At 68.7% G+C, this 17,482-nt stretch carries 21 protein-coding genes and 2 pseudogenes; 15 read left to right on the forward strand and 8 right to left on the reverse strand.

The window, feature by feature from the left end; translation table 11 throughout:
• Nucleotides 1-81: pseudogene (locus tag ACZ3IC_RS21280) on the reverse strand (electron transfer flavoprotein subunit beta); the annotation flags it as partial.
• Nucleotides 82-226: 145 nt separating this feature from the next.
• Here ACZ3IC_RS21280 and ACZ3IC_RS21285 point away from each other — a divergent pair.
• The 4 genes from ACZ3IC_RS21285 to ACZ3IC_RS21300 all read left to right on the forward strand — a co-directional run bounded on the left by ACZ3IC_RS21285 (nucleotide 227) and on the right by ACZ3IC_RS21300 (nucleotide 2,634).
• Nucleotides 227-898: a TetR family transcriptional regulator gene (locus tag ACZ3IC_RS21285; RefSeq protein WP_467418375.1), complete on the forward strand. Its 672-nt coding sequence runs from the start codon at nucleotides 227-229 to the stop codon at nucleotides 896-898.
• A 147-nt stretch (nucleotides 899-1,045) separates the two neighbouring features.
• Nucleotides 1,046-1,405: a Zn-ribbon domain-containing OB-fold protein gene (locus tag ACZ3IC_RS21290; RefSeq protein WP_467418179.1), complete on the forward strand. Its 360-nt coding sequence runs from the start codon at nucleotides 1,046-1,048 to the stop codon at nucleotides 1,403-1,405.
• Complete coding sequence (locus ACZ3IC_RS21295) at nucleotides 1,372-1,743, forward strand: hypothetical protein (protein ID WP_467418387.1); 372 nt, start codon at nucleotides 1,372-1,374, stop codon at nucleotides 1,741-1,743. Before ACZ3IC_RS21290 ends, ACZ3IC_RS21295 begins: the two co-directional genes overlap by 34 nt.
• A gap of 63 nt (nucleotides 1,744-1,806) precedes the next feature.
• On the forward strand, nucleotides 1,807-2,634 hold the full coding sequence (locus ACZ3IC_RS21300) for an inositol monophosphatase family protein (protein ID WP_467418180.1): 828 nt from the start codon (nucleotides 1,807-1,809) through the stop codon (nucleotides 2,632-2,634).
• 136 nt (nucleotides 2,635-2,770) lie between these two features.
• On the opposite strand, the gene ACZ3IC_RS21305 is transcribed toward ACZ3IC_RS21300, so the two are convergent.
• Both ACZ3IC_RS21305 and ACZ3IC_RS21310 read right to left on the reverse strand, forming a co-directional pair.
• Nucleotides 2,771-3,166 (reverse strand): VOC family protein, encoded by a 396-nt coding sequence (locus tag ACZ3IC_RS21305; protein WP_467418181.1) that lies wholly within the window; start codon nucleotides 3,164-3,166, stop codon nucleotides 2,771-2,773.
• A complete protein-coding gene (locus tag ACZ3IC_RS21310; protein WP_467418377.1) occupies nucleotides 3,163-4,008 on the reverse strand; it encodes a nucleotidyltransferase family protein in 846 nt (281 codons plus the stop codon). Before ACZ3IC_RS21310 ends, ACZ3IC_RS21305 begins: the two co-directional genes overlap by 4 nt.
• Before the next feature lie 117 nt (nucleotides 4,009-4,125).
• On the opposite strand from ACZ3IC_RS21310, the gene ACZ3IC_RS21315 reads away from it, so the two are divergent.
• Together ACZ3IC_RS21315 and ACZ3IC_RS21320 are read left to right on the forward strand one after the other, a co-directional pair.
• On the forward strand, nucleotides 4,126-5,541 hold the full coding sequence (locus tag ACZ3IC_RS21315) for a phytoene desaturase family protein (RefSeq protein ID WP_467418183.1): 1,416 nt from the start codon (nucleotides 4,126-4,128) through the stop codon (nucleotides 5,539-5,541).
• A gap of 195 nt (nucleotides 5,542-5,736) precedes the next feature.
• Nucleotides 5,737-5,907, forward strand: a complete 171-nt coding sequence (locus tag ACZ3IC_RS21320; RefSeq protein WP_467418184.1) for a hypothetical protein — start codon at nucleotides 5,737-5,739, stop codon at nucleotides 5,905-5,907.
• 68 nt (nucleotides 5,908-5,975) lie between these two features.
• Here ACZ3IC_RS21320 and ACZ3IC_RS21325 read toward each other — a convergent pair whose 3' ends face one another.
• A complete protein-coding gene (locus ACZ3IC_RS21325; protein ID WP_467418185.1) occupies nucleotides 5,976-6,482 on the reverse strand; it encodes a hypothetical protein in 507 nt (168 codons plus the stop codon).
• A gap of 17 nt (nucleotides 6,483-6,499) precedes the next feature.
• On the opposite strand from ACZ3IC_RS21325, the gene ACZ3IC_RS21330 reads away from it, so the two are divergent.
• The 3 genes from ACZ3IC_RS21330 (at nucleotide 6,500) to ACZ3IC_RS21340 (ending at nucleotide 8,567) form a co-directional block, all read left to right on the forward strand.
• Nucleotides 6,500-6,841, forward strand: a complete 342-nt coding sequence (locus tag ACZ3IC_RS21330) for a PIN domain-containing protein (protein ID WP_467418187.1) — start codon at nucleotides 6,500-6,502, stop codon at nucleotides 6,839-6,841.
• 93 nt (nucleotides 6,842-6,934) lie between these two features.
• Entirely contained in the window at nucleotides 6,935-7,609 is a 675-nt protein-coding gene (locus ACZ3IC_RS21335) for a DUF4232 domain-containing protein (protein ID WP_467418188.1), read from the forward strand.
• Between the two features lie 139 nt (nucleotides 7,610-7,748).
• Nucleotides 7,749-8,567, forward strand: a complete 819-nt coding sequence (locus ACZ3IC_RS21340; protein WP_467418189.1) for a tyrosine-type recombinase/integrase — start codon at nucleotides 7,749-7,751, stop codon at nucleotides 8,565-8,567.
• 101 nt (nucleotides 8,568-8,668) lie between these two features.
• Here ACZ3IC_RS21340 and ACZ3IC_RS21345 read toward each other — a convergent pair whose 3' ends face one another.
• From ACZ3IC_RS21345 to ACZ3IC_RS21355, 3 genes are read right to left on the reverse strand one after another with little or no spacing between them, the layout of a single operon-like run.
• Entirely contained in the window at nucleotides 8,669-9,409 is a 741-nt protein-coding gene (locus ACZ3IC_RS21345; RefSeq protein WP_467418191.1) for a class I SAM-dependent methyltransferase, read from the reverse strand.
• Nucleotides 9,384-10,667: an MFS transporter gene (locus ACZ3IC_RS21350; protein WP_467418193.1), complete on the reverse strand. Its 1,284-nt coding sequence runs from the start codon at nucleotides 10,665-10,667 to the stop codon at nucleotides 9,384-9,386. Before ACZ3IC_RS21350 ends, ACZ3IC_RS21345 begins: the two co-directional genes overlap by 26 nt.
• 14 nt (nucleotides 10,668-10,681) lie before the next feature.
• Nucleotides 10,682-11,599 carry a formylglycine-generating enzyme family protein gene (locus tag ACZ3IC_RS21355; RefSeq protein ID WP_467418194.1) on the reverse strand — a complete coding sequence of 306 codons (918 nt, stop codon included), beginning with the start codon at nucleotides 11,597-11,599 and terminating at the stop codon, nucleotides 10,682-10,684.
• A 70-nt stretch (nucleotides 11,600-11,669) separates the two neighbouring features.
• Here ACZ3IC_RS21355 and ACZ3IC_RS21360 point away from each other — a divergent pair, with 70 nt between their 5' ends.
• The 6 genes and pseudogenes from ACZ3IC_RS21360 (at nucleotide 11,670) to ACZ3IC_RS21385 (ending at nucleotide 16,379) form a co-directional block, all read left to right on the forward strand.
• The gene (locus ACZ3IC_RS21360) at nucleotides 11,670-11,993 is read left to right on the forward strand and encodes a hypothetical protein (protein ID WP_467418195.1); all 324 of its coding nucleotides are present in this window, start codon (nucleotides 11,670-11,672) and stop codon (nucleotides 11,991-11,993) included.
• Nucleotides 11,994-12,380: 387 nt separating this feature from the next.
• Nucleotides 12,381-12,578 carry a hypothetical protein gene (locus ACZ3IC_RS21365; RefSeq protein ID WP_467418197.1) on the forward strand — a complete coding sequence of 66 codons (198 nt, stop codon included), beginning with the start codon at nucleotides 12,381-12,383 and terminating at the stop codon, nucleotides 12,576-12,578.
• 168 nt (nucleotides 12,579-12,746) lie between these two features.
• A pseudogene (locus ACZ3IC_RS21370) lies at nucleotides 12,747-13,696 on the forward strand (DUF4158 domain-containing protein).
• 79 nt (nucleotides 13,697-13,775) lie between these two features.
• A complete protein-coding gene (locus ACZ3IC_RS21375) occupies nucleotides 13,776-14,312 on the forward strand; it encodes an O-acetyl-ADP-ribose deacetylase (RefSeq protein WP_467418198.1) in 537 nt (178 codons plus the stop codon).
• Between the two features lie 49 nt (nucleotides 14,313-14,361).
• Nucleotides 14,362-15,834, forward strand: coding sequence for an AlkA N-terminal domain-containing protein (locus ACZ3IC_RS21380; RefSeq protein ID WP_467418199.1), 1,473 nt, complete (start codon nucleotides 14,362-14,364; stop codon nucleotides 15,832-15,834).
• Between the two features lie 20 nt (nucleotides 15,835-15,854).
• Nucleotides 15,855-16,379, forward strand: coding sequence for a methylated-DNA--[protein]-cysteine S-methyltransferase (locus ACZ3IC_RS21385; RefSeq protein WP_467418200.1), 525 nt, complete (start codon nucleotides 15,855-15,857; stop codon nucleotides 16,377-16,379).
• A gap of 89 nt (nucleotides 16,380-16,468) precedes the next feature.
• Here ACZ3IC_RS21385 and ACZ3IC_RS21390 read toward each other — a convergent pair whose 3' ends face one another.
• Nucleotides 16,469-17,053, reverse strand: coding sequence for a TMEM165/GDT1 family protein (locus tag ACZ3IC_RS21390; protein WP_467418201.1), 585 nt, complete (start codon nucleotides 17,051-17,053; stop codon nucleotides 16,469-16,471).
• Nucleotides 17,054-17,482 lie beyond the last annotated feature (429 nt).

The following is a 17,482-nucleotide window of genomic DNA, read 5'->3' on the forward strand; positions in this document are numbered from 1 at the left end:
CAGCGTCAGGTCATCAGCGAAGTGCCGGTCGCCGGTGGCGTCGGGCACGTACTTCACACAGACAACGATCCTCAAGCTCACGCCGGCTCTCCTACCTGGGTGCAGTTCGTATCGACGACGATATGGCACTCAGTACCCTCTGTAAAGGAACCTGGTGCCAGAAAAGGCCTTCCGGTGCTACGTTCCCCGCATGACCGACGCGCGCAGACCAGCGAAGAAGCCCCCCATGCGGGAGGTGCTCGCCGAGGCGGCCTTCCAGCTCTTCCTGGAGCGGGGCTTCGAGCAGACCACGGTGGACGACATCGTGGCACGGGCCGGGGTCGGGCGCCGTTCGTTCTTCCGGTACTTCCCCTCCAAGGAGGACGCTGTCTTCCCGGATCACGAGCGCTGCCTGGCCGACATGACGGCGTTTCTTGCGGCGGTCGGTGACACGGAGCCGGTCGACGCGGTGTGCGACGCGGCCCGGCTCGTGCTGCGCATGTACTCCACAAACCCCGAATTCTCCGTCCAGCGCTACCGGCTCACCCGGGAGGTGCCCGGGCTGCGTACCTACGAACTGTCCGTGGTGCGCCGTTACGAGCAGACGTTGGCCGGCTATCTCCGTGACCGGTACGGCGAGTCGGGGGACGGTGCGCTGCGGGCCGAGGTGGTCGCCGCTTCCGTGGTCGCCGCGCACAACAATGGGCTGCGGACCTGGCTGCGTTCGGGCGGTGAGGAGGACGCGCAGGCCGCGGTGGATCACGCCCTCGGGCTGGTGCGCCAGGTGTGGGGGAGCGCGCCGGCCGGGGGTGCGTCCCCGGCCGCCCCTGATGGTGACGTGGTTGTCATGGTTGCCGCCAAGGGGGCCCCGATGTGGCGTGTCGTGCAGCAGATCGAGTCCGCCATCGGCCAGGGCTGACACCGGGGTCGATCTAGATGTGGCACTGAGTTCCTTTACGTTTCGGCACTCAGTGCCCTATGGTGCCCGGACGCGCCGACGCGCAGTAACGGCGCATCCGAGCCGAGCGCAGGGGGTCGAAACGTGTCCCAGTCATCAAGTGGCGCCGTGCAGACGGTGCATGAGGAAGCCGGCCTGTACTACCACCGGTGCCGCTGGTGCGGCACGGCCTCCTTCCGGAGGCTGCTGTGTCCGGTGTGCGCATCAAGTGATCTGAAGCCCGAACACAGCGCCGGTCTGGGCGTCGTGGTGAGGTCCGGCGTCGTGCATCGGTACACGGACGCGGCACGCAACGAGTCCCTCGTCCGGCTCCCCGAGGGCTTTGTGTTCCGTTGTCGTGTCGTGGGCGCCGCACCGCACCAGGTGTCGGTCGGCGCGCGGGTGCGCCCGGTTTTCGATGGTGATCGGGATACGGGCGAGGTGGTCTTCGAACTTTGCGATCCGCCCAGGCACGACGACTGGTTCTGAGCCTGCGTGAGACCGACCTGGGCGTCGCCGCCGTGGCCAGCGGCGGTGGCGACCTCCCTCTATGCGGTGAATGTCTGGAATGGTCGCATTTCTCCGCCGAGGCGAAGTCCTCCGAACGGAAGTCTTGCCGCCCGGCAGCTCCCACATGCTTCGGGTGGACCGGCTGGCGGGACCCGGCCGGCCTCGTCGGTGACAACCGCGAGGGCACCGGTCGGCCGGGCCCGCTGGAGGTGGCGGAGAGGGGCCGGATGTGCGCCGTGGCCGGCGCCCCGGAGACCGGGGTGCTGTCCGTGCCCGCGAACCCGCGCGGCGCGCAGGGGTACGGCGTCGGACGCTGACCGGCCACCTCCCCGTCATGACCAGGTCGTCGGGTCCCTTGCGGACCGTGCTTAGCTGGGACCGTGATCGATGACTTTTTCACCGGGGACCTGACCGAGGTCGAGGCGGCGGTCCGCGCAGCGGCCGCCGCCGAGATCCTGCCGCGCTACCGGCAGCTCGCCGCGCACGAGATCGTCGAGAAGAGCGGCCCGCACGACCTCGTCACCACCGCCGACCGCCTCGCCGAAGAACACCTCACCGCATCCCTGACCCGGCTCCTGCCAGGCTCCGTGGTCGTCGGCGAGGAGGCCGTCCACGCCGATCCGAAGGTGTACGACGCCCTGGGCGGCGACGCACCGGTGTGGATAGTCGACCCGGTCGACGGCACCCGCCAGTTCGTCCGCGGCGAACCGGGCTTCTGCACCCTGGTCGCCCTCGCCCACCACGGCGAAATCCTCGCCTCGTGGACGTACGCTGCGGCCCTGGACGAGATGGCGATCGCGGTCCGCGGCCGCGGTGCCACGCTCGACGGCAAGCCGATACGCTCCGGCTCGCCCGCTCCCGGCGCCGTTCTGCACGTGGCGATGTCGCACCCCGACTACACCACCGACACCCAGAAGCGCGTCCTGCTCGGCCTGCGCACCGAGGGCATCGACGCCCGCCCCTGCGGTTCCGCGGGCCTCGAATACCTCGGCGTCGCCCGTGGCGACCAAGACGCGGTCGCCTTCAGCTGGGAGTTCGCCTGGGACCACGCGGCAGGGTTGCTTCTGGTCACCGAGGCGGGCGGCGCCCAGGCCACGCTCTCCGGTGCCCCGTTCCGTATCACCGGTGGCAACGCCCTGCCGTTCACGGCGGCCCGCGACGGGGCGACCGTCGAACGCGTCCTTCAGGCGCTGCGCGGCGAAGGCTGATCGTGCGCCGCCTCGCCGACGAGTTCACCCCGCAGGATCGCAATGCCCTGCGGGGCCGCTCGCGGCGCCACGTCACGGCCGCTCAGCGCGACCCCGGGAGGGTGCGGCGCCGAGGCGTGATCGCGCCGCGCCGTGGTCACGCCGCGCCGTTGCCGTGCTGGACCAGACAGAACGGATGCCCCGCCGGGTCCGCGTAGATCCGCCACGGGCGCCCTGTCCCGGCCCCGTCATCGAGGATCACCGCACCGGCCGCCACGACCTGTGTCTGCGCCGAATCCAGATCCGGGACGCCGAAGTCCAGATGGAACTGCTGCGGGTGCACCGGGTCCCCCCACCGCGGCGGCCGGTGGTCCGCCACCCGCTGGAAGGCGAGGACCGGCCCGGCTGCCGTGTGGAGTGTCGCCCAGCCGTCGCCGAGCGCCCATCGCCGGTCCGGCCGGTCGACCTCCCCGCCGAGCAGACAGTGGTAGAACCCGGCGAGGCGTGCGGGATCGGCGCAGTCGAGCACCACGCACTGGAGTTCGGCGATCACGACCGGCTCCCGGGTTCTCCGTCGCCCGTCGCAAGCGCGGATCGGACGTCCCGCACCAACTCCGCAGCCCTCCGCACCGCCGCCGTGTCCAGCCCACGCAGCGCCTCGCCGACCCGTTCGGCGAAGTCCGCGGGGGTGTCCGGCAGGGCGGCCGCAGCGGCCAGCGCACCCTTCTCGTTCAGACACCAGGTGCGGTGGTGGGCGTGGAGCGACTGGGTGAGGATGCCGAACGCCCGCGACAGGCACAGGGCGACATGGAGCAGGTCCCCGGCAGGGGCCGACTTGACGGCGGCCGCCACCGAGAACTCCGCCTCCCAGGCGGCTTCGACGAGCGCGGTGCGCAGTGACTCCGGATAGGTCCGGGTCTCCTGTTGAAGCACTGTCAATTCGTTTCGAGGATCGGCGAGTATGCGCCCGAGCGCGACCTCCCCGGGATAGGCGGGGGACCAGAAACCGAGCGGATGCCCCGGCTGCACGCCCACTTCGAAGCGGCCCTCGCGGCAGTCGGACCAGACCGCCTCCACCCGGTCCAGATCGCGCAGGATCCAGTCCACCGGGACGCTGTCCACCCGCAGCCAGGCCCCGCCGTCGACCCAGGGTCCCCAGCCGCCGGGACCCGCGACCTCCGCGGGGGAACCCTGCACTTCGGACGCCAGCGCGGTCAGTGCGGCCAGGTCAGGAGTGCCGCGGTAGTAGACGCCCAGATCCCAGTCGGAGTCCGGGCGATGCGTGCCGCGGGCCCGGCTGCCGCCCAGGGCGACGGCCCGGATGCCGGGCAGCGAGGTGAGCCTGGAGGCCATGTCCGCGATACGAGCGGGCACGGCCGGGCCGGTGTGTGTCATGGGCGCGGCGTGCGAGTTCGGTGCGTTCATCGAGCGGTGACCCTACCCGCGACCGGGCTGTCGGCGCCTCGGAATATCCTGGGTGTCCTGGCCGTCGGCTGACGAAGGAGTCCGAAGATGACGTCGATGCTCGATGCTGTCGTCGTGGGGGCGGGGCCCAACGGACTGACCGCCGCGGCCGAACTGGCCCGCCGTGGCTTCGCCGTGGAGGTCTTCGAGGCGGCCGAGACCGTCGGAGGCGGTGCCCGTACCGAAGAGCTCACCCTCCCGGGCTTCCGCCACGACCCCTGTTCCGCCGTCCATCCCCTGGGCATCGGCTCGCCCGCGTTCGACGCGATGCCGCTGGCCCGGCACGGCCTGGAGTGGCTCCAGCCCGAGCTGGCGCTCGCCCACCCGTTTCCGGACGGGTCGGCCGCCGTGCTCACCGGGTCGGTGGGGGAGAGCGCCATGTCGCTGGGCGCCGAGGACGCGGGGGCGTACCGCAGGCTCGTCGCCCCGTTCCTCGGTCACTGGGACACCCTTGCCGAGGACTTTCTGCGCACCCCGTGGGACGGGCTGCCCCGAGACCCGTACCGCTGGGTGCGGTTCGGTCTCGACGCGCTCCAGTCCGCGACGCTGCTTTCCCGCCGCTTCCGCGGTGCGAAGGCACGTGGTCTGATCGCCGGGCTCGGCGCCCATGCCATAGCCCCCGTCAGTGGCCTGGCCACCGGCGGGATCGCCCTGCTCTTCGCCCTTGCCGCGCACGAGAAGGGCTGGCCGGTGCCGCGCGGCGGATCGCAGGCCATCTCCGACGCTCTCGCTTCGTACCTGCGCGAACAGGGCGGCACGATCCGTACCGGTACGGAGGTCAAGCGCCTCGACGAGCTCCCGCCCGCCCGCGCCTACATCTTCGACACCTCGCCGACCGCCCTCGCCCGCATCGCTGGTCTGGGCCACGCCTACAGCGGCTACCGGTACGGGGCATCCTGCTTCAAGATCGATTACGCGCTGTCCGGCCCCGTACCCTGGACCGCGGCGGAGGCCCGCCGGGCCGGAACGGTCCACATCGGCCCCACCGCCGGCGAGATCGACTCCGCGCTGAGCGCCGCGGTGGCGGGCCGCGACCCGAGCGTGCCGTTCCTGATCACCGCACAGCCCAGCCTGGCCGATCCGTCCCGCGCGCCCGAGGGCCGGCATGTCTTCTGGGCGTACGGACATGTCCCGGCAGGCTGGGAGGGCGACGCCACCGATGTCATCGAGCGGCAGCTGGAGCGCTTCGCCCCGGGCTTCCGCGACCTGGTGCTCGCCCGAGCGGTCGCGGGGCCGCCCCAACTCGCGGCGCGCAATGCCAATTACATCGGCGGCGACATCGCGTGCGGCGCGTTCTCCGGCCTCCAGACGGTGATACGGCCCAAGCTCGCACGGGTTCCGTATGCGACGGCGCATCCGGCGGTGTTCATGTGCTCCTCGGCCACTCCGCCCGGCCCGGGCGTGCACGGCATGTCCGGTCACCACGCGGCGAAGGCCGTCTGGCGGCGGCTTCGGGCGGCCTGAGCCTGAGATTTAACCCAGCAGATTCGAACATGTCTGACCGGCGCTTTCAGGCGCGATCAACGCGCCCGCGATGGGGTCGAATCGGGTGAAAACGCCCAGTCGACACGGCGGAGGGCTGTGTTCGAATGGCGAGGTTAATTCTCAAGCTGGTCTCATGAGACATCAGGAAGTACGGAGAAGGACGGCCACCGGACTGTGCTGCGCCGTACCGGCGAGACCGTCGGTGAGGCCTTGAGCGGCGCGGCGGTGGTGGGGGCGCGGAGGGCAGGGGGCGAGTCGTATGCGCGGGTGGAGACGGATCTGGTTGCGGAGGTGCTGGCCGGGTCCGGCCGGCACGGCACTCTCACCGTGATCCGGACGCGGTGAGGGCGCCGTTCACTTCCGGGCCTGCCGGACAGGCTCCGCGCCCGCGAAGCCTGTCCGGCAGGCCCAGGTCAGGAAACCGAGCCAGCCGCGATGGCATAGCCGATCGCGGCGGCTGCGTCGGCAACGCCCGCCAGGGATGCCTTGTCATTCAAAGTCGTGACCACATCCTGAGTCAGTGGGCGGAGGACATACACGTGGCGTACCGCGTCGATGTCGACCGGGACCGCGTAGTAGTCCTCAGCGAACTCCTGGAATGCTTCCGGCGATGGGTCGACCAGCAACTGGAACAGCAAACCCGAGCCGTCAGGGTCGGCGCTGTCCTCAGGGAAGTCGATCTCTCCTGCCTGCCAGTGCTCGCTTCCCGCCTCACGCCACATGCAGGCCGTCACCCGGGGCATTCCGTCGTCCGTGAAGGCAGGCTCTTCGACGCAACTGCGGAACACCTCGGGGGCCGAGTCCACGACGCCCGGCCAGGGCTCGTCGTCGACATACGGGCTCATCGTCGACTCGGCATCGAGTACACCGAGCAGGTCCAGCAGGCCGGGAAGGATGCCTGGGCGAAGATTCCCGCCCATCAGGGCGGCGCCGCCGCATGAACCTGCCGGTCGTCCTGGACCACACCGCTCTGGCAGCTCTGTACCGTGCGGATCCCTTCGTCACCGGCCTTTACATCGAAGCCTCCCGTGGCACCGGCCGCGTCATCATCCCGTCGCTGTCGGTCCTCGCTGCGGAGCGGCAGGTCACGGGTGCGGGCAGGCACGCGGCGTCCCTGCGGTTCGCGGAGAACGTTCCGTTCACCGCCGGGCACGCGGTGAAGGCGGGGGAGCCACTCACGGTCCTGTCGCTGGAACCTCAGCTGTACGTGGGTGCCTCGGGCCAGGCTGGTGACCGTACGGCGACGCCTTGGCGCACCGTGAGGTCAATACGCCTGTGACAGAACGAAGACGTCGCGGAGGACCGCTTGTGACTCGGTGCGAGATACAAATACTTCCGACCACATGCACCGCGCTACTCCTGGGGTAACACCGTGAAGTACACCCGCATCACTGCTCTCGCTGCCATCGGCGTCGCCGCCACCCTCTCGCTCACCGCCTGTGGCAGCGACGGATCCGGGAAGGACTCGTCCTCCAAGGGCTCCTCGTCCTCGTCCTCGTCTTCTTCGTCCTCGGGCAGTGGCTCGAAGTCGGAGGGCGGCTCGGGCTCCGGCGGCTCGGAGGCCAGCAACGCGAAGTCGGGCTCCGCTGAGGACACCGAGGCAGAGGCAGCCACGAACGGCGCGACGACGACCGGCGGCAAAGTCTCGTTCTGCAAGACGGAGGACCTGGCCATCGACGCCAGGGACGCCGCGCCGGACAAGGACTCCGGCAGGATCGACATCACCATGATCAACCGAGGTTCGACCACCTGCTCGGCGACGGGCTTCGCAGGCGTCGACATCAAGGACACCGACAACACCTCGAACCCCATCGAGCGCGGCCACGCCCAGCCGCGTATCACCACCCTGAAGCCCGGCGACGCTGCTGTCTTCAACCTCGCCTACGACATCGACAACAGCGGCGACAGCCTCGCGTCCCCGACCAACATCCTGGTGACGCCCCCGAACGAGACCCACACCGTGAGCCTGAAGTGGCCCGCGGGCGCGGGGGAGATCAAGGGCGCCTACACCGACGTTGAGGTCTACCCCACGCACACGACAGAGTAGGGGTGGTGCCCGCGGCCAGCCCCGGTGGCTAACCGCCGTATCCGGCCAGGATCTTGGCCATCCAGGGTGTAGCCAGTGGCTTGTCACGCTGCCTTGGCCGGGTATTCGGTCCACTGGCGGATCGGGGGGTCGGGCGCTCGTGGGAGGTCAACCGCGGCTGGACGCTTGCCGCGAACATCGCCGCCGACCTCGACGCCTGGGTCAGGCTGCTGGCCCTGCACGACATCGAGGGCCTGGCCGACACCGAGCCCGACACCGCTTCCGCTTCTACCACCTGCCCTCCGGCTCGCCGACCGACCCGACGATCGGCATCGAGCGACGGCCGGCACCGCCCGACCGCACCAAGGCCCTTGCCGAGAACCAGATCGCCGCCCTGTGGCGGCTGGGCGTCTCGCTGCGGGAGAAGACGCTCTGGAAGATGCTCTACGAGTCGGCGGCCCGTGCCGATGAGGTGCTGTGCCTGAACGTGGAGGACCTGTATCCGGCGGACAAGCGCGGCAGGATCACCGCCAAGGGCGGGGCGATCGAGTGGATTCACTGGCAGTCCGGCACCGCCCTGCTTCTGCCCCGACTGATCACCCGTCGCACCCGCGGCCCGCTGTTCCTCACCGACCGCAAGGCACCGGCCGGAACACCCACGCTGGACGTGTGCCCCGAGACCGGCCGGGCCCGGCTCTCCTATCGCCGGGCCGAGGAAATTTTCGAGGAGAGCACCCGGCTACTGGCCAATCCTCTCGCCTCGCCCGAGGGCATCGAGGACCTGGACGGCTGGACGCTCCATCGGCTACGCCACAGTGCCCTGACCCGCGACGCCGAGGGTGGCACCTCCACCCCGATGCTGCTGGCCCGCTCCCGCCATGCCTCCGTCCGCTCCCTGGAGCGGTACGCCCGTCCCGGTGTCGACTCGGTCGCCCGGCACGTCGCGGAACTCGATCCCGCCACGCGGCGCAGGACATAACGCTCACCCTACTTTGCACCGTGGGTCAGAGATTGGAGAGCGGAGCCTGCAAGCGCGCTGCCGTGGGTGCGCAGCGGCCGCTTCCATCGCGACTCACCACGTCAGCCATTCTTAGTTGCCAGCCAGACCTGCTTACGACTCGTACTGTTGTACGGGGAAAGGTCAAAGCCGCCACAGAGGTTCTCGATTTGCCAACCTGACTGGCTCAACTCGATGGCGAACTGGTGCGGAGGAACGTAGACGCGGTGCAGTGGTGGAAGATGAGACCTACTGACGGTCGATCCGTTGTCCAGGTGCTCCAGCACACCGTGGTAGGCCGTCAGCAACCGCTCGGAGTCCAGGACGGTTTCGTTCAAGTAGAAGACGAATTTTTCGGTACGTGCCTGCTCCACGGGAATCCTGTCGTACTTGAGGAGACTCTCCCGTGATGTGTTCGCTGCGTCGAAGACGAGGAATCCCCCCGGCTGCGTGTTGCGTAGCACGTTGCGAAAGACACGGACCCGGTGTTCCGAGTCGAGGATGTGGTTGAACGTGTTGAGTGACGCGTAGGAGAGCCGGGCGGGTTCGCTGAGCGTGTAGTCCGCCAGGTCCGCCTGGAGGAGTTCCACTTTCCCGTCCAGGGCTTCCGAGCAGCGGCGCAGGGATTCTGGAGAGATGTCCACGCCGATGTCGGGAATGCTTACGGAAGCCACCCGTCCGTCTCCGATGCCGAGGTCCACGGCGGGTCTGCCGTACTTCTCCACGAGCGATCTGTAGAAGTCTGCGTCGCCAACCGAGGTCCACAATGAGCGGATCTTCACCCATGCATCGAATTCGTCAATGCTCTGCCTGGGCTTGGGCAAGGCTCGTTCCTTTCCGCGAGGTGAGGGCAGCGGCTGTGGCTGCTGTCGCGATGAGCAGAAAGCCGGTGCCTACGAGGATGGGGGCGGGGCCATGGGCCACGCCCAGCGCTCCCGCGGCAGCCACACCGACCGGCTGGGCGCCGTTAAGCACCGCCGAGTAGTACATGTTGACGGTGTCGAAGCTGCGACGGTTCAGTGTCGTCTGAAGGATCGTCTGCACGATCGAGGTGTAAGGGGCGAACACGAGGCCGCCGAGGAGGAGACCTGCGATGACGACCGGAAGGTCCGGTGCCAGCCCGACGATGACCGTGGCCGCGCCCCAGCCGAAGATGATGAACGATGCCCACCCTTGGCGTGCCAGGCTTTGCCTCGTACCGACCAGCAGGGCTGTAATCGCCGATCCCACGCCCACGGCCGACCAGGCGTATCCGAGGCTGCGTGCCGCCTCGGTATCACTCATCCGGAAGGCCTCGATGAGCTTGAGCGGGAGCTGTACGACCATGGGACCGTACAGGGCGTAGAACACCCCGGTAACCGCGACCAGGACCCATGCGCGGGTCCGTGCGCCCGGCTGTTCCGTCGACTCCGGGGTCGCTTCGTCCTTCAGGGAAACCGGGGCTGCCGAGGGCATCTTCCTCTTGCTGACCGAGACCACGGCGCTCAGAACACTCAGGTAGGAGAGCCCGTCCAGGATGAGGACCGGGCCGGCGCCAGTGGCTGCGATGAGGATCCCGCCGAGCGCCGGGCCAGCCATGAAACTGACCTGGGTGACCGTCGAGAAGAGAGAGTTCGCGGCGAAGAGGTGCTTGTCTTCGGCGGAGTTCCGGATGGCCGACTGCCAAGAGGCTCGCCCGAAAGACCCGGAGAGGCTTGCTAGGCACAGGAGAACGAGGAAGAGCGGGAAGGGCAGCAGGTCGACGATGTAGAGAACGCCGCTCAGAGTGAGGAAAGAGCACTTGTTCACGCTGTTGACGAGCGTGAGGCGGTCAGGTGAGACCTTCGCCAGCCGGGTGCCGAAGGCGAGGCTCACCAGTACACCGGGCGCCAGGTAGAGGATGGTGACGGCAGAGATGGCGAGCGATTTGTTGGCCGGGACCAGCTCGGAGGCGATCCACACGATGGCGATCTTGTCCATGGAGTTGGACAGGGCGAAAGGGATATATCCGAATAGGAGGCGTCTGATCCCTTTGTTCGCCAGTGCCGCGCGATAGCCGGAGCCATCCCGAACCTTGATGCTACTAGCGGTGTCCTGGCCCAATGCTGTTCACCCAGTCAGCGCGCGGCGCAGTCGCACACGCATCGAAAACCGATCTCGAAATGCCGATCGAAGAGAAGGTCTCTCCCCCTGAACGATGCCGACACCTGTTCCGGCAGTGACGTCCAGGCGCCACCCTTGATCACGGCGTATGACGTCGCATCGTGGACGACGTCGACCGCGTCCCGGGAGCCGTCACCGGGAGTTGCTGGTTTTCCGGAATACGCCGATGAGGTCCATTCCCATGAATTTCCACTCATGTCGTACACGCCGAATGGGGAGGCGCCCCGGGAGGCCACCGGTACGGTGGTTGACGGAGTGGGTCCGTCCAGTAGACCCAGCAGGTACGTGCGCCACTGGCGGATTGTTTCCCAACCGCGCGTGAGGTCGAGGTGCGCCACGCAGTGTGCCGCCGCCGGGTCGAAGTCGTGTCCCCAGGGAAACGGGCTGCCGTCGGGTCCCTGGGCGGCTCGCTGCCATTCGCATTCCGCAGGAAGCCTCTTGTCGGCCCATCGTGCGTAGGCGTAGGCATCGAACCAGTCCACTCCCGTCACCGGATGGTCCGGAGCCACACGGTCATCCGTGAGGGTATTCCGCCAGTGCAGCTTGCCCGGCGCTTCGCTCGGATGGCAGAACTCGTGAGTGAGGGCTGCTTCGCTGGAGGAGAAGACGTCGTACTCGCCGACAGTCACAGGAAGCCTGTCGATGTGAAATTCCTCGACATGAACAGTCGACTCGGGATCGTCCTTCCAGTCGAAGAGCAGGTCCCGGGACTTCCATGACGGGGGAACCCCCATGGTAACCGGGCCGGCCGGGGATGAAGGCCATGCTGTCGTGACCGTGGCAATCCTGGCCGCTGGTGCGGAAATCCGGTCCGTGGACCTGTGGTAGGTAGTCCGGCTTCCGGCGGCCCTCAGGGAAGAGCTCTCTTTCAAGCTCTTCCAACCTTCGGGGCGACCTGTTTTCGCGGAATGCGATGGCCTGAATTGCTTCCAGTGCCACGGCGTGGCCGATTCCTACGGGCTTGCCGCTGTGATGCGTGATCCTTTTGCTGGCCTCGCCGACGATAAGGATCAGATCTCCCACGGCATCCTCGCCCGCGACAGCTCCGGCGACCTGGAGGGCTTCGAAGGCGACGAAGTCGTCATAGTCGTGGGTCAGCCAGCGTGCCAGCTTGCGAGTCGCCTCGTTCGCCGGGGCGAGGTGGGCCAGGCGCCTCAGGACGGCGACACGAACCCACGGCCACGGGTGCATCGCTCCCACTGGAGCCAAATCGGAAACATCACCCGGCTGAGCCGACGCAATAACACCAACATAATCGTGCACTAGGCCGCGGACATCCTCATGCCTGAGTGTCGGCCCCAGAGCAGATTCATCGATTTTCTGGATGCCGGAAAGGAGGCTCAAAACTGCTGCTCCTGTCGCAGATAAGGAGGGGCGCGCGTCTGGCGACGCGCGCCCCTTGGTTTGGGCTTCTACCACTTGTCCGCGTCCGGCAGGCGCTTTTTCAGGGCGCGAGCCGACTGAGCCTTTTCCCACTGGGTCCCGTACGACATGTGTACTTCACCTCCCCTCTCGTTATTTCACTCTCGCCCTAAGGGGGAATTTAAGGTACCCGAAGAGCGCTTTCGGTGATTGACCCATCAGTGCTTCTTGACAGCTCAGTGAAGCGCGGGTAGCCGGGATTTGAATTATCCTTAATGTCCTGTTGGTGTAGTGGGAAAAGAATGGGAGGTCTGCCATGGTGGCCTGAATCTGCTCCGGCGCAGCCTTGCACGTTCCCTGGACCTGGCCAGCCGGATCAACGCGCCCAGGTGCGTGACGATGGTCCGCGACCGTGAGCCGGAGCTGTCGCCGTACGCGCACACCGGAGGCGTCGGAGAACTCCTCGAACGGCTCCGAGCCGTCGGCTGACGCCGGACCGCACTCGACCGCCCGAACCGACAAGCTCCCGCCACCGCATCCGCTGATCATCTGACTTGCAGTGCGCCGTCACGGCACGGGGAGAGGCAAAGGGGAGGCGCAGGACGGGTGGCGTTCCTGACCGACGAACAACGCCGCAACTACGGCACGTTCACCGCCGTGCCAGACGACGGACAGCTGGCCGGGTACTTCCTCCTAGACCGCGACGCGCGGCGGCGGGCGATGGCCTGCCGGGGTGCGAGGTCGCAGCTCGGCTACGCCATCCAGCTCGGCACCGTACGGTTCCTGGGCACCTTCCTGGACAACCCCGAGAATGCGCCCGCCGAGTCGTCGTATACGTCGCCGACCAGCTCGGCCACTCCCCGTCGGTGCTCGCCGGGTACGTCGCCGAGCGCACCCGCTGGGACCACCAAGGCGCCATCCAACAGGCGTACGGCTACACCGACCTCAAGGGCGACGCCTGGTGGAAGCTGGCCCGCTGGCTGTGGGACCGCTGCTGGTCAGGCAACGAGCGCCCCATCGCCCTGTTCGACCTCGCCACGCTGCACCTGGTCGAGAACAAGGTGCTACTGCCCGGCGCCACTGTCCTCGAACGCCTGGCCACCTCCGTCCACGAGCACACCAACCGCAAGACCTGGCGCACCCTGGCCGCCCAACCCGACGCCGCCCAGCGCGCCGCCCTGACCGCGCTGCTGCCGGTCGAGGACAGCCGCCGCACCTCCAGACTCGACCGGCTGCGCCGCTCCCCGCGCGACATCACCGTCCCCGGCGCGGGCAAGGCCATCGACCGGTACATCGAACTCAACAAACTCGGCGCCTCCGGCTGGGACCTGTCCGCCGTACCCGCCGGCCGTCTGGGCGCCCTGTCCCGCTACGCCTCCTCGGCCCGCGCCAAGGCGGTCGCCGACCTCGCCGAGCCGCGGCGAACGGCCACCCTGGTAGCGTTCGCCGCCGCGATGCGCACCCGCTCCGCGGACGAGGCCATAGAAGTCTTCGACATGCTGATGTCCGACCTGGCCCCCGCGTACCCTGCGGCTCGATGTCGACCGGCTGCGCGAGTTGGGCTCCCGGGCCCGGCGGGTGGCGACGCGGTGGTCCACCAGGCCTGACCGGCCAGGTGGAGCACAGGACCGCCGAACAGCGGCGCCAAGGGCCGCACAGCCAACGGGGGCACGGCATCATGGCCGCATGCGCACACCCGAGGCCGTCACCGTCACCCTGGTACACGGTGACATCACCCAGCAGTCCGCCGATGTCATCGTCAACGCGGCAAACTCCTCCCTGCTCGGCGGCGGCGGAGTCGACGGAGCGATCCACCGGCGCGGCGGTCCGGAGATCCTCGCCGCGTGTCGTGAGCTGCGTGCCTCGCAGTACGGAAAGGGGCTGGGCACCGGCCAGGCCGTTGCCACGACCGCCGGAAAGCTCGATGCCCGATGGGTGGTCCACACCGTGGGGCCGGTCTGGAGCAGTACCGAGGACCGTTCCGCGCTCCTCGCCTCCTGCTACCGCGAGTCCCTGTGTGTGGCTGCGGAGCTGGGGGCTCGTACCGTCGCCTTCCCCGCCATCTCAACCGGGATCTACGGCTGGCCCATGGACGACGGGGCGCGTATCGCCGTCCGTACAGTTCTGGAGGAGGCCGCCCCGCCCGTCGAGGAGGTGCGGTTCGTGCTGTTCGACGCTCATGCGTATGCCGAGTTCGAAGAGGTCCTGGCAGCACAAGGCTGATGTCGGATTCTCGCCAGCCCCCACGTGCCCCGTCACCGATGCTTGAGTCATGCACACCGACACAGAGCGCTGCGTGCGGGCCGTCCAGTCCAAGGACGCCCGCTTCGACGGATGGTTCTTCACGGCGGTCCTGACCACTCGGATCTACTGCCGCCCCAGCTGCCCCGTCGTGCCGCCCAAGGTCGAGAACATGACTTTCTACCCCAGCGCCGCCGCCTGCCAGCAGGCCGGATTCCGGGCCTGCAAGCGGTGCCGCCCCGACACCAGCCCCGGCTCCCCGGAATGGAATGCCCGGGCCGACTCCGTCGCCCGTGCGATGCGGCTCATCCAGGACGGTGTCGTCGACCGCGAGGGCGTTCCCGGTCTCGCGGCCCGGCTGGGCTACTCCGCCCGGCAGATCGAGCGCCAACTGCTCGCCGAGCTGGGCGCCGGACCGCTCGCCCTGGCCCGCGCGCAGCGCGCCCAGACCGCGCGCCTGCTCATCGAGACGACCGAACTCCCCATGGCCGAGGTCGCGTTCGCCGCCGGGTTTTCCTCGATCCGCACCTTCAACGAAACCGTCCGTGAAGTCTTCGCGCTCGCCCCGGGCGAGCTGCGCAGCCGCGCAGCCCGGGCCACGACGCCCTCGCCCACTCCGGGCGTGATAGCGCTCCGGCTGCCGTACCGAGCCCCGCTCAACCCCACCAACCTCTTCGGTCACCTCGCCACCACCGCGGTCCCCGGTGTCGAGGAGTGGCGCGACGGCGCCTATCGCCGCACGCTCACCCTCCGGTACGGACACGGCATCGTCGCCCTCACTCCGCACCCCGACCACATCGCCTGCCGGCTCTCCCTCACCGATCCACGCGATCTCACTCTCGCGATCAGCCGCTGCCGCTGGTTGCTCGACCTGGACGCCGACCCGGTGGCCGTCGACGACCAGTTGCGCACCGATCCGCTGCTCGCCCCCCTGGTCGACGAGGCGCCGGGCCGACGGGTGCCGCGTACCGTCGACGGTGCGGAATTCGCCGTACGGGCCGTGCTGGGCCAGCAGGTCTCGACGGCGGCCGCCCGCACCCACGCGGCCCGTCTGGTCACCGCCCACGGCATCCCCGTCGACGACCCGGAGGGAGGCCTCACCCACCTCTTCCCGACGCCCGAGGCCCTGGCCGGGCTCGACCCCGAACAGCTCGCCCTGCCGCGCAGCCGCCGCACCACCCTCACCACACTCGTCGACGCACTCGTCGACGGACCGCTGCGGCTCGGCACCGACAGCGACTGGGAGAAGGCGCGGGCCGAACTGGCCGCCCTTCCCGGCTTCGGCCCCTGGACCGTCGAGGTGGTCGCGATGCGGGCGCTCGGCGACCCGGACGCCTTCCTCCCCACCGACCTCGGTATTCGGCGAGCGGCCGAGAAGCTCGGCCTCCCGTCGACGCCCGCAGCGCTCACCGCCCGCGCGGCGGCCTGGCGCCCGTGGCGGGCGTACGCGGTTCAATATCTGTGGACCGTGGACGACCACCCCATCAACCACCTGCCCATATAAGGAAGTTGGGAAATTCACTCATGACCGCGACGCATACGCGTGAGGCGACCCGGCAGCACACGGTCGTCGACAGCCCATACGGTCCGCTCACCCTCGTCGCCACCGACGGCGTACTCGCCGGCCTCTATATGACGGGCCAGCGGCACCGCCCGCCCGAAGAGACTTTCGGCGCCCCCGACCAGCGCCCCTTCACGGAGGCGATTCGCCAACTCGACGCCTACTTCGCCGGTGAGCTGCGGGAGTTCGACCTGCCGCTGCATCTGGACGGTACCCCGTTCCAGCGCAGTGTCTGGGCGCAGCTCCAGCTGATTCCGTACGGCGAGACCCGCTCGTACGGCGAACTGGCCGAGCTCCTCGGCAAACCGGGCGCCTCACGTGCGGTGGGCCTCGCCAACGGCAGGAATCCGGTGGGCATCATCGTCCCCTGCCACCGCGTCATCGGCGCCTCGGGGAGCCTCACCGGATACGGCGGCGGGCTCGACCGCAAGCAGCGGCTGCTGGCCTTCGAGAACGGTGCGCGGGACGACACCCCCGCGCTTTTCTGAAGCCGCCCGCGCGAGCAAACGCGAGGACGGGCCGCAGCGGACGACAAAAGGCAAGGAGGTTACCCGGTGGGACCTGTCTCCGGCCGAGTTCAGCCGGTGAAGACCTCCACAAGGGTCCAGATCGCCAGCCCCAGCATGCAGAGCCCGCCGATCCGCTGAACCGTCTTGAGCGGCACCCGCTTCGCGATGAACTGCCCCGCGAGCAGCGCCAGCGCCGAGACGGACATCAGGGCGGCCGCGGCCCCGATCGCCGTGGACCAAGTGCCGTTGCTCGCGGCCAGATTGGCTGTGGTGATCTGGGTGAGGTCGCCCCACTCGCTGATGAAGACAGCCATGAACGCGGTCGAGTAGACCGGCCAGAAGCCGGTCACCGTCTTGGCGCCGCCCTCCTCTTCGTCATCGCCGTCGTCGGCGCGCAGCAGCATGAACGCTCCGAACGCGAAAAGCGACGCGGAGACGAGCTTGACGGTCCAATCGGGCAGCAGCCCGATCAGGCTGCCCGCCCCGACGGCGATGGCGACGTGCACGATGAACGCGGTCGACGTACCGAACCAGACATACAGCGGTCGCATACGGGTGCCCATGGCAAGCGACGCGAACATCGTCTTGTCCGGGAGTTCCGCGAGGAAGATCAGCCCGAAGGCGGTGACGATCGCCAGGGGGTCGAGGTGCATTCCGGGTGGCTTTCTGTGAGAGCCGGGCCCCGGGCCTTCGCGAAGCGCCACTCGGGCTTTTCGGAGAACCAATCGGCCCGGCATGACGTCAGCGCCCACGGGGCGCGGGCGTGTCATACCTGACCGAAGGTCTCGCCCGCCCGTAAGGATCTACGAGCCCGGCCACCGGGAACCCGAGGGCTCCAGTGTGTCGACGACCGGTTTGCAGGGCTACTCCCCTTCGCAGCCACCAACTGTACCCCACCGGCCGACGGGGGCAGCGCAGATGTTCGAACCGGTGCGGGATCGGTACAGTCCCATGGCGACCATCCGCGTCAGCACCGGGAGCGTCCCCGTATGCATTGCCCCGTACACACAGGGCCGGCCCCCGGCCAGGGCACGCCCCGGCCAACCGTCAGCGTCTGCCGCGGCTGCTGCTGCGGGACACCG

It is taken from the genome of Streptomyces sp. NPDC002958 (assembly GCF_055563255.1).

Excerpts from the sequence above, each read along its gene's own strand:
- ACZ3IC_RS21325 (WP_467418185.1), bottom strand. The coding sequence starts at position 6,482 with ATGGGCGGGAATCTTCGCCCAGGCATCCTTCCCGGCCTGCTGGACCTG.
- ACZ3IC_RS21310 (WP_467418377.1), bottom strand. The coding sequence starts at position 4,008 with ATGACACACACCGGCCCGGCCGTGCCCGCTCGTATCGCGGACATGGCC.
- ACZ3IC_RS21285 (WP_467418375.1), top strand. The coding sequence starts at position 227 with ATGCGGGAGGTGCTCGCCGAGGCGGCCTTCCAGCTCTTCCTGGAGCGG.
- ACZ3IC_RS21380 (WP_467418199.1), top strand. The coding sequence starts at position 14,362 with ATGCACACCGACACAGAGCGCTGCGTGCGGGCCGTCCAGTCCAAGGAC.
- ACZ3IC_RS21330 (WP_467418187.1), top strand. The coding sequence starts at position 6,500 with ATGAACCTGCCGGTCGTCCTGGACCACACCGCTCTGGCAGCTCTGTAC.
- ACZ3IC_RS21385 (WP_467418200.1), top strand. The coding sequence starts at position 15,855 with ATGACCGCGACGCATACGCGTGAGGCGACCCGGCAGCACACGGTCGTC.
- ACZ3IC_RS21315 (WP_467418183.1), top strand. The coding sequence starts at position 4,126 with ATGACGTCGATGCTCGATGCTGTCGTCGTGGGGGCGGGGCCCAACGGA.
- ACZ3IC_RS21390 (WP_467418201.1), bottom strand. The coding sequence starts at position 17,053 with ATGCACCTCGACCCCCTGGCGATCGTCACCGCCTTCGGGCTGATCTTC.
- ACZ3IC_RS21375 (WP_467418198.1), top strand. The coding sequence starts at position 13,776 with ATGCGCACACCCGAGGCCGTCACCGTCACCCTGGTACACGGTGACATC.